14 protein-coding genes are annotated in these 14,894 nt (G+C 64.9%); 4 read left to right on the top strand and 10 right to left on the bottom strand.

From position 1 onward, the window contains the following. Positions 1–9 precede the first annotated feature (9 nt). Together NKJ67_RS06630 and NKJ67_RS06625 are read right to left on the bottom strand one after the other, a co-directional pair. Entirely contained in the window at positions 10–1,347 is a 1,338-nt protein-coding gene (locus NKJ67_RS06630; RefSeq protein WP_352580868.1) for an NAD(P)/FAD-dependent oxidoreductase, read from the bottom strand. A 45-nt stretch (positions 1,348–1,392) separates the two neighbouring features. Then, positions 1,393–2,286, bottom strand: coding sequence for a dihydrodipicolinate synthase family protein (locus tag NKJ67_RS06625; RefSeq protein ID WP_352580867.1), 894 nt, complete (start codon positions 2,284–2,286; stop codon positions 1,393–1,395). 69 nt (positions 2,287–2,355) lie between these two features. Between NKJ67_RS06625 and NKJ67_RS06620 the strand changes: the two genes are divergently transcribed. Continuing rightward, positions 2,356–3,048 carry a GntR family transcriptional regulator gene (locus NKJ67_RS06620; RefSeq protein WP_502905181.1) on the top strand — a complete coding sequence of 231 codons (693 nt, stop codon included), beginning with the start codon at positions 2,356–2,358 and terminating at the stop codon, positions 3,046–3,048. Between the two features lie 54 nt (positions 3,049–3,102). On the opposite strand, the gene NKJ67_RS06615 is transcribed toward NKJ67_RS06620, so the two are convergent. Beyond that, a complete protein-coding gene (locus tag NKJ67_RS06615) occupies positions 3,103–3,402 on the bottom strand; it encodes a hypothetical protein (protein ID WP_352580866.1) in 300 nt (99 codons plus the stop codon). A gap of 312 nt (positions 3,403–3,714) precedes the next feature. After that, complete coding sequence (locus tag NKJ67_RS06610; RefSeq protein WP_292455985.1) at positions 3,715–5,211, bottom strand: CoA-acylating methylmalonate-semialdehyde dehydrogenase; 1,497 nt, start codon at positions 5,209–5,211, stop codon at positions 3,715–3,717. A gap of 390 nt (positions 5,212–5,601) precedes the next feature. On the opposite strand from NKJ67_RS06610, the gene NKJ67_RS06605 reads away from it, so the two are divergent. From NKJ67_RS06605 to NKJ67_RS06595, 3 genes are all read left to right on the top strand, one after another. Continuing rightward, positions 5,602–6,483, top strand: a complete 882-nt coding sequence (locus NKJ67_RS06605) for a LysR family transcriptional regulator (RefSeq protein ID WP_352580865.1) — start codon at positions 5,602–5,604, stop codon at positions 6,481–6,483. A gap of 219 nt (positions 6,484–6,702) precedes the next feature. Next, positions 6,703–7,146 (top strand): phospholipase A2 family protein, encoded by a 444-nt coding sequence (locus NKJ67_RS06600; RefSeq protein ID WP_352580864.1) that lies wholly within the window; start codon positions 6,703–6,705, stop codon positions 7,144–7,146. Continuing rightward, the gene (locus tag NKJ67_RS06595; protein ID WP_352580863.1) at positions 7,143–9,299 is read left to right on the top strand and encodes a phospholipase D-like domain-containing protein; all 2,157 of its coding nucleotides are present in this window, start codon (positions 7,143–7,145) and stop codon (positions 9,297–9,299) included. The genes NKJ67_RS06600 and NKJ67_RS06595 overlap by 4 nt, the downstream gene beginning before the upstream one ends. A 4-nt stretch (positions 9,300–9,303) precedes the next feature. Here NKJ67_RS06595 and NKJ67_RS06590 read toward each other — a convergent pair whose 3' ends face one another. From NKJ67_RS06590 to NKJ67_RS06565, 6 genes are all read right to left on the bottom strand, one after another. Next, positions 9,304–10,560: a D-amino acid dehydrogenase gene (locus NKJ67_RS06590; RefSeq protein WP_024502886.1), complete on the bottom strand. Its 1,257-nt coding sequence runs from the start codon at positions 10,558–10,560 to the stop codon at positions 9,304–9,306. A gap of 119 nt (positions 10,561–10,679) precedes the next feature. Continuing rightward, positions 10,680–11,222: a GreA/GreB family elongation factor gene (locus NKJ67_RS06585; protein ID WP_245469536.1), complete on the bottom strand. Its 543-nt coding sequence runs from the start codon at positions 11,220–11,222 to the stop codon at positions 10,680–10,682. Positions 11,223–11,236: 14 nt separating this feature from the next. Continuing rightward, positions 11,237–11,659 carry a nucleoside diphosphate kinase regulator gene (rnk, locus tag NKJ67_RS06580; protein WP_127267089.1) on the bottom strand — a complete coding sequence of 141 codons (423 nt, stop codon included), beginning with the start codon at positions 11,657–11,659 and terminating at the stop codon, positions 11,237–11,239. Between the two features lie 274 nt (positions 11,660–11,933). Further along, a complete protein-coding gene (alr, locus tag NKJ67_RS06575; protein WP_352580861.1) occupies positions 11,934–13,073 on the bottom strand; it encodes an alanine racemase in 1,140 nt (379 codons plus the stop codon). 77 nt (positions 13,074–13,150) lie between these two features. Beyond that, positions 13,151–13,672 (bottom strand): RNA pyrophosphohydrolase, encoded by a 522-nt coding sequence (locus NKJ67_RS06570; protein WP_127267091.1) that lies wholly within the window; start codon positions 13,670–13,672, stop codon positions 13,151–13,153. A 30-nt stretch (positions 13,673–13,702) separates the two neighbouring features. After that, a complete protein-coding gene (locus NKJ67_RS06565; protein WP_127267092.1) occupies positions 13,703–14,881 on the bottom strand; it encodes a divergent polysaccharide deacetylase family protein in 1,179 nt (392 codons plus the stop codon). Positions 14,882–14,894: the final 13 nt, after the last annotated feature.

Below are 14,894 nucleotides of genomic sequence, written 5' to 3'. Positions count from 1 at the left end.
CCGAAAATATCAAAATCGTTGCGGACTGAAGGGGGCCAGTTCGATCGGTGGAGTCTGCCCCAGGACAAGATCCCTGATCAACCGTCCGGTGGCCGCCGCCTGGGTCAGGCCGAGATGGCCATGGCCGAAGGCATAGACCACCGACCGCTTTCCCGGCGCGCCGCCGATGACTGGCACTGAATCCGGCAGCGAGGGGCGGAACCCCATCCATTCGCGCCCGCCGGAGGGATCGAGCCCCGGCAGGAATTTCTGCGCCTTCTGCAGCAGCGCCTTTGACCTGGCATAATTGGGCGGCCGCTCGATGCCGCCGAGTTCGACGGCGCCACCGACACGCAGGCCCGTTGCGAGCGGCGTGACGACGAAGCCATGGCCGGAGAAGATCAGCATCCGCTTCACGTCGAAGGCACTCGTCGGCAACGTGGTGTTGTAGCCGCGCTCGGTCTCCAGCGGAATGCGATCGCCGAGTTGCTTCGCCAGCAGATGAGACCATGCGCCTGCTGCGACGACGAGGTGTCGCGCCTGTCTGGTCGTGCCGTCTGCCAATGTCAGCGTCGCACCATCCTGATCCGCCGCGACTTGGCCGATCCGGGCCATCTCAAAGCGGGCACCCTTGCTCTGTGCGTAGGCCCACACCGCCTTGCCCAGCAGTTTCGGGTCGGCGACCGTCTTCCATCCCGGCACGAACGTGCCTTTGATGAAGCGCGGCGACAGCCCCGGCTGCAAGGCGGCCAGTTCCTCGCCCTCGACATGGCGGAAACCGATGCCGAAACGCTCACGCGCCGCCCAGCCGGGCAGCCCGGCCTGGAACTCGGCTTCGCTTTCATAGAGCTCGAGCGAGCCATCCTCGCGCAACATCGACCGCGTGCCGGAGCGATCGAGCAGGCCCATCCACTCCGCCTCGGCGAGCTTCATCATGCCCGCCTGAGCAGCAAGGCTCGCCTCGTATTTTCCCGGCGCACCGGCGCGCCAGAAACGGATCAGCCAGGGCAGAAGCTTCGGCAGATAGGCGGGCGGAATGCTGAGCGGGCCGAGCGGATCGGCAAGCCATTTCGGCAGCTGCCGGATCATGCCCTTGTGGGCCAGCGGCAGCACATCGGAAAAGGCAAAGGCGGCGGCGTTGCCGGAGCTCGTCTCCTCGCAAATGCCGGTGCGGTCGAAGACGGTGACCCGGCGTCCGGCCTCGGCGAGAGACGCAGCGGCACAGATGCCGATGATGCCGCCACCGATGATGGCGATGTCCAAGCCTTCTCCCCGTTCACGGGGAGAAGGTGCCCGAAGGGCGGATGAGGGGCGGCGCGCCGCTTCTGTCGACTTGGAATTTCCTGACACGTAGGCGCTGCCCCTCATCTGGCTGCCGCCATCTTCTCCCCGTGAACGGGGAGAAGAAAGCCATCAAAATGTCGGCAGCTTCGGCCGAACCGCGAGCGCATCCTTGACGATCTTCTCGACAGCCTTGCGGCGCTCGCCCGACAGCGGCTGGCGCGGCATGCGAACGCGGTCATTTGTGTTGATCGCGAACACTTCGGCAAGCTTGATGTTTTGGACCAGATAGGTCGAGACATCGAGATCGAGCAGCGGCCGGAACCAGCGGTAGATGGCGAGCGCCTCCTCGCGGCGGCCCTGCTTCATCAGCTGGAAGATGGCGACGGTCTCGCGCGGGAAGGCTGTGACCAGTCCCGCCACCCAGCCGATGGCGCCGACCGACAGCGCCTCGAAGGCCAGATTGTCGACGCCGGTGAACAGGTCGTAGCGAGTGCCCAGGCGATTGATGATCTCGGTCGAACGACGGATGTCGTCGGAGGATTCCTTGATCGCGACAAAGCGCTTGTCCGACGCCAGCTCCTCCATCTGGTCGACGGTGACGTCGACGCGGTAGGCAAGCCGGTTGGAGTAGATCATGACCGGCAGGTCGCCCGCCTGCGCGACCGCGCGCAGCGCCGCGACCGTCTCTTCCGCATTGGTGTGGTAGATCGGGCTCGGCACGACCATGAGGCCATTGGCGCCTTCCCGGCTCGCGCGCTTGGCGATGCTGGCCGCCTCGCGTGTGCCGGCCTCGTTGACGGTCAGCAGCACCGGCTTCTTGCCGGCGACCTTCTGTGCGGTCTTCAGCACCTCGATCTTCTCGTCGGGCGACAGCATCGGCCCCTCGCCGAGCGATCCGCAGACGATGATGCCGTCGCAGCCGGCCTCCATCTGCATGCTGAAGCAGCGCTCCATCTCGGCATGATCGAGACGATCATCCGCGGTGAATTTAGTCGTGACGGCGGGAAAAACTCCGGTCCACATGATCATCTCTCCATCTGATATATCAGTGGTATATCTATTAACAAACCCGCTGTCAATGCGGATTCCGTTATGATATATTCAAGATATATCAGGAGAGCGCATTTGATATCCATGGCTGCAAGCACCTCGGCAGAGCCGGCCGCGACCAGGGCCTACCATGTGCTCGAGCACATGATCGTCACGCTCGAACTGGCCCCGGCAAGCTTCGTCACCGAGGGCGCCCTGATCGACAGGCTCGGGCTTGGCAGGACACCGGTGCGCGAGGCGATCCAGCGGCTGGCATGGGAAGGGCTGCTCGACGTCAGGCCGCGCGCCGGCATCGCCATCGCCCCGCTCCATCCCGGCGACTGGTTGCGCGTCCTCGATGCACGTCGCGGCGTCGAGGTGGTGCTGGCCCGCTCGGCCGCCCGCTTCGTCACCCGCGAAGCCGCCGACCTGTTTCACGAAGCAGCCCTTGCGATGCAGAAAGCGGTGATCTCGGGCAACGTGCTTGCCTTCATCCAGGCCGACAAGGCTCTCGACGAAGCGCTGGCGCTGGCTGCCGACAATCCCTTCGCCGCCCGTCTGGCCGCCCCCTTGCAGACCCACAGCCGCCGCTTCTGGTTCCGCTACAAGGCCGAGACCGGTCTTGCAGAATCCGCCGAGCACCATGTCGCGCTGATCCGCTCGATCCTTGCCGGCGACGAGGAGGCCGCGGCCAAGGACGCCAAACGCCTGATGGCGCTGCTGCGCGGCCACGCCGAGACGGCCGCCACGCGCTGAACGTCCTTTTATATCCGGTGCGCTTTCGTCGCCGGCGCTTCCTCGAAGCTCGGGTCAAGTCCCGGGCAAGGCAGCCGCCGCCATCAACGGACCGTCCCAGCCTTCGCCTGCCGTGATGACGCAGCTCTGACCATGCGTGTCGGTGGCAAGAATTGTCCAGGTGCCCTGGTCGGAGACGAATATCTCAAGAATCAGGCTCGGGTTGACCAGGCCGCGCGCCGCCTCGCTTTCGTGGAATTTTTCCCCGAGCGCTTTGATCATATCCGCACGGGCCGCGCATTGCTCCGCCAGCGCCGGGACGGCGGGGAACGCGGAAACCGCCGCGAAAAATAGCGTTGCCACAAGACGGGTCATCTGACACCTCCTTGCGCCAGACGATGTCCCCGAAGCTGTCGCCAGCGCCGTTGCTTGATCTGCCGTACCTCCTTGCGGCAGGACTGCAGACCAAGACGGCAGAACCTACTTGGTTCCATCACATTAGCGTTCAAGCGGATAGGCGCCACCGGATTGCAAAAAAACGCCCGGGCACGAGCGCCCGGGCCTTAATCCAAATCAATTTGTTGTCCGGTCAATTCATCGTCGGGATGACGAATTCGGCACCATCCTTGATGCCCGCCCGCGCGACCGCAGCCGAAGGCGAGGACGCGCAACCAAGAAATCGTCCGGTCAGTTCATCGTCGGGATGACGAATTCGGCACCATCCTTGATGCCGGACGGCCAGCGCGAGGTCACCGTCTTGGTCTTGGTATAGAAGCGGAACGCGTCCGGGCCGTGCTGGTTGAGATCGCCGAACGAAGATGCCTTCCAGCCGCCGAACGTGTAGTAGGCGATCGGCACCGGGATCGGCACATTGATGCCCACCATGCCGACCTGGACACGGCTTGCAAAGTCGCGCGCGGCATCGCCGTCACGGGTGAAGATGGCGACGCCATTGCCCATCTCGTGATCGTTGGCGAGCTTGATCGCGCTCTCATAGGTCGGGGCGCGCACAACAGAGAGCACCGGCCCGAAGATCTCTTCCTTGTAGATACGCATGTCCGCGGTGACGTTGTCGAACAGGCAGCCACCCATATAGTAGCCGTCTTCATAGCCCTGCATGGAGAAGCCGCGGCCGTCGACGACCAGCTTGGCGCCTTCCTTGACGCCGGTATCCACGTAGCCCTTGACCCGTTCCAATGCCTGCGCCGTCACCAGCGGGCCGAAATCGGCGGAAGAGTCCGTCGAAGGACCGACCTTCAGGCTCTCGACGCGCGGGATCAGCTTTTCCATCAGCCGGTTGGCGGTATCGTTGCCGACCGGGACGGCGACCGAGATCGCCATGCAGCGCTCGCCGGCCGAGCCGTAGCCGGCGCCGATCAGCGCATCGACGGTCTGGTCCATGTCGGCATCGGGCATGATGATCATGTGGTTCTTGGCACCGCCGAAGCACTGCACGCGTTTGCCGGCGGCCGTGCCGCGCGAATAGATGTAGTGGGCGATCGGCGTCGAGCCGACAAAGCCGATGGCCTTGATATCGGGATCGTCGAGGATGGCGTCGACCACGTCCTTGTCGCCATTGACGACATTGAGGATGCCTGCCGGCAGGCCGGCTTCGAGGAACAGTTCGGCAATGCGCATCGGCACGCCCGGATCGCGTTCCGACGGTTTCAGGATGAAGGCGTTGCCGCAGGCGATGGCCGGCGCGATCTTCCACAGCGGGATCATCGCCGGGAAGTTGAACGGCGTGATGCCGGCGACGACGCCGAGCGGCTGGCGCATCGAATAGACGTCGATGCCGGGGCCGGCGCCGTCGGTGAATTCGCCCTTCATCATGTGCGGTGCGCCGATGCAGACCTCGACCACTTCGAGGCCGCGCTGGATGTCTCCCTTGGCGTCGGCGATCGTCTTGCCGTGCTCGCGCGCCAGGATGTCGGCCAGTTCGTCATAGTCGCGCGCGACCAGTTCGAGAAACTTCATCAGCACGCGCACGCGGCGCTGCGGGTTGGTCGCGGCCCATTTCGGCTGCGCTGCCTTGGCATTCTCGACCGCCGCGCGCAGTTCCGCCTGCGAGGCCAACGCCACCGTGCCGCGCACGGAGCCGTCCATCGGCTGCATGACATCCTGCTTGCGGCCGCTGGCCCCGGCGACATGCTTGCCGCCAATGAAATGACCATAGTCGATCATGATTTCTCTCCCTTGTTTGTGATGCTGCATTGTCCGCCTTTGGCCGGCGGATGGCAACGCGAAGGAGAACGCAACCGTTGTGCGGAGAATAGATAACGATTGACGAGCGAGCATCAATTCCCGCAAATGGTGGGATCACGAGACGATGCCCGAGGATTGACAGGTTGAGTTCCTTCGCGCCCCCCTCTGTCCTGCGGGACATTCCCCCAGCCTTCACCCTCCCCCTTGTGGGGAGGGTCGGCGAGCGGTCGGAGCGAAGCGGAGATCGTTCGACGGGGTGGGGGTCTGGCGCCAGCGTCACCCCCACCCCGCTCCGCTACGCGGATCGATCTACCGGGGCGAGCCACGGGTCTCGCCCGTCCTTCGGACCCCCACAAGGGGGAGGGTAAGATGAACTGGGATGACGTCCGCATCTTCCTCGCCGTGGCGCGCGCAGGCCAGATCCTTGGCGCGGCCAAGCGGCTGGAGCTCAACCACGCCACCGTCTCGCGCCGCATCGCCGCACTCGAGGAAGCGCTGCGGACAAAGCTGTTTCGCCGCTTGACCACCGGCAGCGAGCTGACGCCCGCCGGCGAGCGTTTTCTCGACGTTGCCGAGCGTATGGAGGGCGACATGATCGCCGCGCGCTCGACCATTTCAGGCGAAGGCGACGACGTTTCCGGCACGGTGCGCATTGGCGCGCCTGATGGTTTTGGTGTCGCCTTCCTGGCCAAGCGCCTCGGCGAACTGACCGCCCTGCACCGCGAGCTGACGATCCAGCTTGTGCCGGTGCCGCGCTCCTTTTCCTTGTCGCGCCGCGAGGCGGACATCGCCATCACCGTCGAGCGGCCGACAGAAGGCCGGCTGGTGGCGGGAAAGCTGGTCGACTACTCGCTCGGCCTGTTTGCCTCGTGCGCTTATGCTGAAGCGCATGGCTTGCCCAAAACCGCCGCCGAGCTCGGCCAGCACACGCTCATTGGCTACGTACCCGACCTCATCGTCAGTCCCTCGCTCGACTATGCGGGCGAATTCAGCGCCGACTGGCGCACCAGTTTCGCCATCTCCTCGGCGCTCGGCCAGGCCGAGGCGGTGCGCTCGGGCGCCGGCATCGGCATCCTGCACACCTTCGTCGCCCGCTCGATGCCGGAATTGGTACCCGTCGACGTGGTCGCGCCGATCCGCCGTGCCTACTGGCTGGTCTATCACGAATCGGTCAGGCCGCTGCGCCGCGTCCAGATCGTCGCCAGCTTCATCACCAAGATGGTTGAGCGGGAGCGAAACCTGTTCGTCTGATGCATGTCGCCCAAAAGTGATCTCGGTTTTGGGAGGACGACATGCATAAAACAAAGACGCCAAAGCGCATCGCATGAATCCGGTCAAACGCGATGCGCTGTAGCCGTGCCGCCTTTTCCTTGCCACAAAACCGGCCAGTGTGGCATCAGGCGTGCGGTCGCCGGCTGTGGGCGGACGCCGCACGCGGAGAGATCTTTCAGAAAGCTGGCGCGGATAGACATGCGAGCCGTTCTTGCCATCCTGCCGCTGCTTCTCGTTTCCGCTTGCGCCAACCCGTGGACGAAGGTCCCGGAGGCCGAGCTGCCCAAGCCGATCCGCTACGCAATGGCGCGGCCTTCGCCTTTCGTTCTCGGCAATTATTGCGGCCCCGGCACCCGCACCGGCGACCTGTCGGCCCGGCCGGCCGACCGCCTCGACGCGGTCTGCCAGACGCATGATGCCTGCTACATCGCCCGCCACAACCATTGCGACTGCGACGGCACCCTGGTCGCCTCGGCGAAAGCGATCCGCGACGACAAGACAACGCCACGCAAAATGCGCGGCGAGGCCGAACTGTTGATCGCCACCTTCGCCATTCCCGTTTGCAAGGTCTTCCCGCAGGGCTTCATGCCGCCGCGCGATCCCGCGCAATTGAGCGCCCTGAAGGCCGGAGTCGCCGGGTGAAGGGTCGCGCATCCATCGCCATCGTTCTGTTCGGGCTGGCTGTCCTTGCCGGCTGTGCCGGCGCTGGCCGCAATGCCTGCGATCTCCTGCAAGGCCAGAGCGCTTGCGCGCGACCCGCGCTCTCCGCCGAGACAGCTGGGCCGCGGATCGCCGCCGCGCAGTTTTTCGGTGACGCCGGCACGAGCGACTATGAAAAACGCTTCCTGGCGCTGCTCGCCCACCACCAGCTTGGCGCCATGGACCGCGCCAACGGCACCGGCCCTTTCGGCCATGACCGGCATGAGATCGCCAACAGCGATTTCCAGGCGACCTACCGGACACTGCAAAAACTGGCCGGACCGGTTGCCGAAACGCATCTGCCGCCAGCCGGCGCCAGCAGCGGCGAGGGCCATTTCGATGGACGCTGGCGGGTGTCGCGGCAGACACTCTACATCGATGCGGCTGCGCGGCCCTCGGCGCCCAGGATCTTCGATTTCTCCGGCCTGCAGGCGTGCAGCGTCGAGGTCGTGCTGCGCCAGGCCGGCAAGCAACCGGCCGACATCGAAGGCATCTGCGACGGCACGCTGGCGATCCGTGCCGGCGGCGGTTCACGCACCATCGCCATGGGCACGGCATTCCGTTTTCGCCTGTCCGGCGAGGACGACACGGTCAGCCTGTTTCCGAGTGACGGCCTGAACCGCTGCACCGCAAGGATCCGCTCCAGCCTTGCCCCGGCCGGCGCGCCGCTCACCATTCGGCGCGAAGAGGCCGCCGATCCGGCTCTCGCCGCCTTCGACAGTCGCTACGAGCGTTGCACGACGCCTAACCCCACCGGCCTCGATGCGCTCAGCCGCGCCTTCTATGCCAGCCGCTGGCTGTCGCAGACCTGCGCCTTGCCGATCGGAAAGCCGCGCCTGCTGCGCAAATCGCGCGATGGCTTCAACGCCAAGGTCGAGGCGCTGATGGGAGCGCCGCTGTCCGACAGCGCCATCGACAAGGGCGACCCGGAGCTGCCGCTCGACTTCTCCAAGGCGCCAAGGCTGAAGCTGATCTATCTGTCGTCCCTGGAGTTCAAGGCCGACTTTTCCGGCCGCATCATCGAACGGCTGATCCGTCATCATGCGGCCCTCGGCACCAAGGTGCGCATCCTGGTCACCGACGTGCTGGAGCGCGACAAGGACGACGCCATGCTGCATCGGCTGGCGGCCGAATTCCCCAATGTCGAGCTGCAGGAATATCGCTGGCGGGCGGACCGGGGCGCGCCGATCGACGAGCAGATTTCACAATTGCACAAGGTCCATCACGTCAAGATGCTGGCGACGCTTGCCGACGATCCACGGCGCTCGCGCGCCATCATCGGCGGCCGCAACATCCATGACGGCTTCCTGTTTCACCAGCCGATCGATCTGTCGCGCTATCCCGATCTTGAGCAATACGGCAAGACCGACGGGCTCTCGCTGAACTACTATTCGAACTGGAGCGACTTCGACATCGAGTTCGCCGATCCGGCCACGGTCGAAATGCTGGCTGCGCATCTTTCGACAGTGTGGCTGCGCGACGCCGACACCAATCTGGCGCGCCCCTTCTCCATTCCGGTCCGGTCCGACGGCGCCCGCCCGTCAGGCACGGCACGACACTTCATTTCGGTGCCTTACGAGGACGGCCATGCGCTGGAGGACTATTTCGTCGAACTGGTCGACGCTGCCCAGCACCATATCCAGATCGTCAATCCCTACCTCAACCTGACGCCCAAGCTTGCCCAGGCTGTTGACCGGGCGCTCGCCCGCGGCGTCAGGATCGACATTGTCGGCCGCATCGATCTCAAGGGCGATATCGGCGGCAAGTTTCTCACCGCGCTCAACAAGCTGTTCGTCGAGAAATATGGCGACCGCATCAACATCCGCGAGTTCAAGGCGCCTGACGTGGTGCTGCATTCCAAGATCATGATGATCGACGAAAGGTTGGTCGCCATCTCGTCGGTCAATCTCAACAACCGCAGCTTCTTCCACGACAGTGAGAACGGCATGATGGTACTCGATCCGGCCTTCTACACCAGGATGAAGCCGATCTATGACGACTATGTCGCGCACTCCAATCCGGTCGCCACCAATGTAACGATTCCGTGGGCCTACCGGCTGCTTTTCGACGAGGACTGGGTCCGGCAGGCGTTCTGACCCTCTACCGTAGATAGCGCTCCTGCGCGAGGTCGCGGACGTCGATGTCAGGCACCCGGCTGGAGATGATGTCGGCCAGAACCTTGCCCGAGCCACAAGCCATGGTCCAGCCGAGCGTGCCGTGGCCGGTGTTGAGATAGAGATTGGAAAGCTCGGTGCGGCCGATCAGCGGCGGACCATCCGGCGTCATCGGCCGCAGCCCGCACCAGAACGTCGCATCCCGCATGGCGCCGGCGCCCGGAAAGAGATCGCCAACCGAGTGTTCCAGCGTGCGCCGCCGCGATTCGTGCAGCCTGAGGTCGAAGCCGGAAATCTCGGCCGTACCACCAACCCGGATGCGGTCGCCGAGCCGGGTGATCGCCACCTTGTAGGTCTCGTCCATCACCGTCGACACCGGTGCCGCGGCGGCGTCCTTGATCGGCACGGTGATCGAATAGCCCTTGACCGGATAGACCGGGATCGGCCGCTTCACCCGGCGCATGAAACCTGCCGAATAGCTGCCCAGCGCCATCACATAGGCGTCGGCGGTCTTCCAGCCCTTGCTGGTGCTGAGATTGGCGATGCGGTTGCGGCTGCGGATGACGCGCCAGATCGTCACGTCGTACTCGAACTTGACGCCGCGGGCCACACAGAGTTCGGCCAGCCTGTCGGTGAACATCTTGCAGTCGCCGGTCTCGTCGTGCGGCAGCCTGAGGCCGCCGACGAACTTTTCGCGCACCCCGGCAAGGCCAGGCTCAGCCGCGATGCAGCCGTCCTGGTCGAGGATCTCGTAAGGCACGCCATACTTCTTCAGCACCTCGACATCGCCGCCGGTGCCGTCGAGCTGCTTTTGCGTGCGAAACAGCTGCAGCGTGCCCTGGGTGCGCTCGTCATAGGCGATGCCGGTCGCTTCGCGCAGCGCCTTCAGCGTGTCGCGGCTGTATTCGGCGAGCGGCACCATGCGTGCCTTGTTGATCGCATAGCGCTCGGCCGTGCAGTTGCGCAGCATCTTGATCAGCCATGTCCACATATGCGGGTCGAAGGCCGGCCGCACCACCAGCGGGCCATGCTTCATCAGCAGCCATTTGATCGCCTTCAGCGGAATGCCGGGTCCGGCCCAGGGCGAGGCGTAGCCGGGCGAAATCTCGCCGGCATTGGCGAAGCTGGTTTCCAGCGCCGGGCCTTTCTGGCGGTCGAGAACCGTCACCTCGTGGCCGGCCTCGGCAAGAAAGTACGCCGTGGTCACTCCGATGACGCCACCGCCCAGCACCATGATCTTCATCGTTCACTCCTTGCCGCCGCACGTCCTTGAGGACGCCTGGACGCGGCCGCATTTCCGATTTGCGCACGATCCCCTGCGAAAATCGATGCCGACTTTCGGGATCGTGCAGTGTTGCCTGTTCACGCCGCCGTGGGACCGGGGTCGTCATCCCCTGTCTGCCGCATTCCGGCCCTTTCGCCAAGGGGCCGCCAATCGGCTGCGGCGCTGTAGACGAGGGTGAGCCCATGCGGCCGTCGCGCCTCGTCTCGGGATTTCTCCCTGACGGCACGCCGCGCGGCCTCCGGCTGGTAGAGCACGGTCGCGATCAGGACCGACTCCCGCCTGCCGTCGGCCTGTTCGATCCATGCAGTCTGACCCTCGGCCATGCCGAGCATGCAAAGCCCCCGCCTTGTCATGATCGACAGGCTGGAGCCGACCGGACCGCGCACCTCATTCTGCACCAGAGTTCGGGTCTCGGCAGGGCCGGCATCGACACGAAACACCAGCCTGCTGTTCAGCGTCACGATATCGGATCCGACCGAATCGATCGCGACGACCTCGGCTTTGGAAAGCTTCTCTTCAAGCATTGGAACAATCGGATCCGCGAAAGCCCGCCAACGCTCCAGCATGATCTCGAGGACGGCGAAGTCCTTCGTCGTCAGCCGGAAATTCGCGCCTGTCATCGCCGTCTCCATGATCAGGACCCTTCACGCCCGCAGGCCGGCGCATCGACCGCTTCGATGGTCGCCGACAGTTCCCGGCCGCCACGGCTGCTCCAGCACACTGTCTGCCCGATCGACGCGCCGATAAGCGCCGTCCCCATCGGCGTCAGCACCGAGATCCTGTTTTCACTGATGTCTGCTTCGCCGGGATAGACCAGCGTGATGCGCTGGGTGTGGCCGCCATCGTTGCGGATTGTCACCGTCGAACCCATCCGCACCACGTTGGCCGGCATGGAAGCCGCTGCCGTCACGAAGGCACGGTCCATCTCCGAAAGCAGTTCTTCGGCCGTCTCGGGCACGCGGTCGAGCGACGCCCGCGCCAGGCCCGTCAGCCGGTGGTGGTCGGCATCGCTGACCAGAAGCCGGCTCGGTGGACGCAATCCTGTTGCATGTTGCATGGCAAACCTCATGACTTGGCGCATCCAACAGACGCGCGCCTGCCCCCGCACAAACGGTGGCTTGATGAAAAGCCGGCAGCCGCGAAGCTGTCTGGCTCGGGAATGATGATGTCAGGTAGAAATGCCCCGGTTCGGACGAACGCCAAAAGGCGACCGCGCCGGGGCTACGATCCCGCGATCGGGCAGACCCTGAACAAGGTTCTGATATAAGCTGGGTTGCTCATGCAAGGAGCCTTGCCGACAGGCGTCCGCTTGTCAAGCGCGGCCAAACCGCTCAACTGCCGACATAGCGCCTATGGAAGCGCGGGCCGAGGCTGGTCAGGATCTCGTAGCCGATGGTGCCGGCATGGCCGGCAGCGTCATCGACACTTTGCGAGGGACCGAGCAGTTCGACGAGATCACCCTCGCGCAACCTGCCGGCCGGCAGGGCGGAAATGTCGAGAATGATCGAATCCATCGACACCCGCCCGAGGAAAGGCAGGCGCGTGCCCTCGAACCACGCAGCCGACGCGGCCCGGCGCTGCCAGCCATCCGCGTAGCCGAACGAAATCGTCGCCAGCCTGAGCGGGCCTTGCGCTTGATAGGTGTGGCCATAGCCGACGCCGGCGCCTTTTTCGATGCTGCGCGTCTGTGCCACCTTTGCCTGCAACCGCACCACCGGCAGCATCGGATTGGGCTTTGCCGGCGTCGGATTGATACCGTAGAGCGCGGCACCGGGGCGGGCGAGATCGTAGTGAAAGCGCTCCCCAAGAAAGATGCCGGAGGAATTGGTCAGCGAGGCCGGTGCCGCCGGCAGCATCTTGCGCAGCTGCTCGAATGCCAGCCGCTGCCGCTCATTGGCCGGGTGTTCCGGCTCGTCGGCGCAGGCCAGATGACTCATCACGAACCGGATGTCGATGCCGTCGAAGGCCTGCGGATCGGCGGCAACGCGCTCCACATCCCGGGGCGCCATGCCGAGCCGCGACATGCCGCTGTCGACCTGGATTGCGGCCGGCAGTTTTCGGCCGGCGCGGCGAGCCGACACACGCCAAGCCGCCAGTTGCTCGGGGCTGTTGATAACAGCGCAAAGGTTTGCTGCCACGGCGTCCGTCTCGGCACCGGACGGAATGCCGTTCAACACGAAAATGGCAGGGCCCGCACCAAGCGAGCGGCGCAGGGCGACGCCTTCGCCCAGAAGCGCAACGAAGAAGACATCGCAGCCGTCGCGCAGCAGCGCCGCCGCGACCTGGCCGGCGCCAACGCCGTAGCCGTCCGCCTTGAGCACACCAGCGCAGGCAACATCGCCCAACCGCGCCTTCAGCCGCCGGTAGTTTTCACGGATTGCACCGAGATCGATGGTGAGGATGGCCCCAGCCGCCACTTCGCTTGTGGCGGTGACCTCTTCTGGCGGCGATTTTTGGGGGGCGTCGTTCATGGCGACCCTTCGCGTGCTAGTGGATACATCAATAGGACCGCTGGGCCGGCGCGGCAACCGCGGTTGTTGTATAGCGGCTATTGCACCAGATGCCGGAATGCCGTCACCACATCCTCATAGACATGGCGCTTGAACGGCACGATCAGGTCGGGAAGGTCCTGCATAGGCCGCCATGCCCATTTGTCGAACTCTGCGGTGTGGCCACCCGGCGGCGGGTTGATCTGGATCTCGCTGACATCGCCGTGGAAGCGAAAGGCGAACCATTTCTGCGTCTGGCCGCGATACCGGCCCTTGAAGGCGATGCCGACGAGATGGTCCGGCAAATCATAGTTGATCCAGTCCGGCGCCTCGGCCAGCAGCGAGACGCCTCGCATGCCGGTCTCCTCATAGAGCTCGCGCTCGGCCGCCTGCAATGGCTCCTCGCCCTCGTCGATGCCGCCCTGCGGCATCTGCCAGAGCTGCGTCGTGCCGGCAAATTCGCTGTCCGGTTCGGCAATCCGGTGCCCGACCCAGACAAGGCCCTCGGCATTGAGGATCATCAGCCCGACACATGGACGGTAAGGCAGCGTTTCGCGGTCGATCTTGTTCGTCTTTGGCATCAGTCAGTCTTTCCAGCCGTCTTACGATGGCTAGCCTTTTTGCGGATCTATAGCCACCGCTGAAATCGGCACGATCTCTATGCCGCGCTTCTTGGCCTCGACCACCCAGGACGACACGGTATCGACCGTCAAGTCGAAGGCCGAACCGATGCCGACGGCAGTGCCTTTGGCCCGCGCGGTCGCCTCCAGGCTGTCTAGCTTCTTCAGGATTTCGCCGCGATCCTGCACGGCATCGATCGCCATGTCGCCGGCGACGAAGGGCACGCCATCCTTCAGCGCCAGGTCCGGCGCCAGGCTGCGCGCCGACGAGCCGTCATCGATATAGGCGAGGCCGCGTTTGCCGAGCTCGGCGATGAACGGCTCCATCGCCGCGGCATCGGCGGAAAAGCGGGCGCCCATATAGTTCATGACGCCGGTATAATTGGTCGTCCGCGACAGCGCCCAGTGCAGGCTCTTCAGGTTCTCATCCGCGCTCGCCGCCACCGTCAGCGTGTTGCGGCCCGGATTTACCTTCGGATAATCGAACGGTTCGAGCGGCACCTGCATGACGATCTCGTGGCCGCTCTGCCTGGCTGCCTGCATCCACCGGCCGATGCTGTTGCCTTGCGGCGCGAAAGCCAGCGTCACTTCCGCCGGCAGCTTGGCGATGGCCGCCTGGGTGCCGGTCTGCGAAACCGAAAGCCCGCCGATGACGATCGCCACCCGTGCGCCGCGCCCGCCCGACCAGGGCCGCGCATAGACGTCGAACGGCCGCCTGCCATCCGTGGCGCGCACCGGCAACGGTCCGGTCTCGCTGGTCTCGATCAGCGCCTTGTCGGGAATATGCGCGATCTTCAGGTTCTGACCGATGGTCGACGGATCGCGAATGACGATCGCTGCCTTGGGCGGCCCATCGCCCTCCTCCGTCTGCACATGGATAATCTGCGGCCCGCCTGATTTGACCGGCGCCTCCGGCTTCGGTGCCGCCGGGGCCAATGCAGGCGGCGCGGCGGCAGGCTCGGCCGCCGCGGTCACTTTCGGCGTTGAAACGGCAACCTCTTGCGGCTTTCTAAACGGTTTTTCCCTGAGCGCGATCGCGCCGGAGACGCCGGCCACCGCCAGCACGGCCACTGTCGCCATGATCGCACCGCCGCTGATCTTGCCGGCGGCGCGCGGCGACCGGACTGCCTGTCCGAGCGGGCGTTCGATGTCCTTGCCGATATCAGCCAAGCCTAATCCCCGG

It is taken from the genome of Mesorhizobium sp. M0088 (genome assembly GCF_040322895.1).
Lineage (GTDB): Bacteria > Pseudomonadota > Alphaproteobacteria > Rhizobiales > Rhizobiaceae > Mesorhizobium.
The sequence above is the reverse complement of the archived record's forward strand: the minus strand, read 5'-3'. Positions and strand labels throughout refer to the sequence as shown.

Excerpts from the sequence above, each read along its gene's own strand:
- NKJ67_RS06585 (WP_245469536.1), bottom strand. The coding sequence starts at position 11,222 with ATGACAGGCGCGAATTTCCGGCTGACGACGAAGGACTTCGCCGTCCTC.
- NKJ67_RS06590 (WP_024502886.1), bottom strand. The coding sequence starts at position 10,560 with ATGAAGATCATGGTGCTGGGCGGTGGCGTCATCGGAGTGACCACGGCG.
- NKJ67_RS06620 (WP_502905181.1), top strand. The coding sequence starts at position 2,356 with ATGATATATTCAAGATATATCAGGAGAGCGCATTTGATATCCATGGCT.
- NKJ67_RS06605 (WP_352580865.1), top strand. The coding sequence starts at position 5,602 with ATGAACTGGGATGACGTCCGCATCTTCCTCGCCGTGGCGCGCGCAGGC.
- NKJ67_RS06610 (WP_292455985.1), bottom strand. The coding sequence starts at position 5,211 with ATGATCGACTATGGTCATTTCATTGGCGGCAAGCATGTCGCCGGGGCC.
- NKJ67_RS06625 (WP_352580867.1), bottom strand. The coding sequence starts at position 2,286 with ATGTGGACCGGAGTTTTTCCCGCCGTCACGACTAAATTCACCGCGGAT.
- NKJ67_RS06630 (WP_352580868.1), bottom strand. The coding sequence starts at position 1,347 with ATGAGGGGCAGCGCCTACGTGTCAGGAAATTCCAAGTCGACAGAAGCG.
- rnk (WP_127267089.1), bottom strand. The coding sequence starts at position 11,659 with ATGCAACATGCAACAGGATTGCGTCCACCGAGCCGGCTTCTGGTCAGC.
- NKJ67_RS06570 (WP_127267091.1), bottom strand. The coding sequence starts at position 13,672 with ATGCCAAAGACGAACAAGATCGACCGCGAAACGCTGCCTTACCGTCCA.
- alr (WP_352580861.1), bottom strand. The coding sequence starts at position 13,073 with ATGAACGACGCCCCCCAAAAATCGCCGCCAGAAGAGGTCACCGCCACA.
- NKJ67_RS06600 (WP_352580864.1), top strand. The coding sequence starts at position 6,703 with ATGCGAGCCGTTCTTGCCATCCTGCCGCTGCTTCTCGTTTCCGCTTGC.
- NKJ67_RS06615 (WP_352580866.1), bottom strand. The coding sequence starts at position 3,402 with ATGACCCGTCTTGTGGCAACGCTATTTTTCGCGGCGGTTTCCGCGTTC.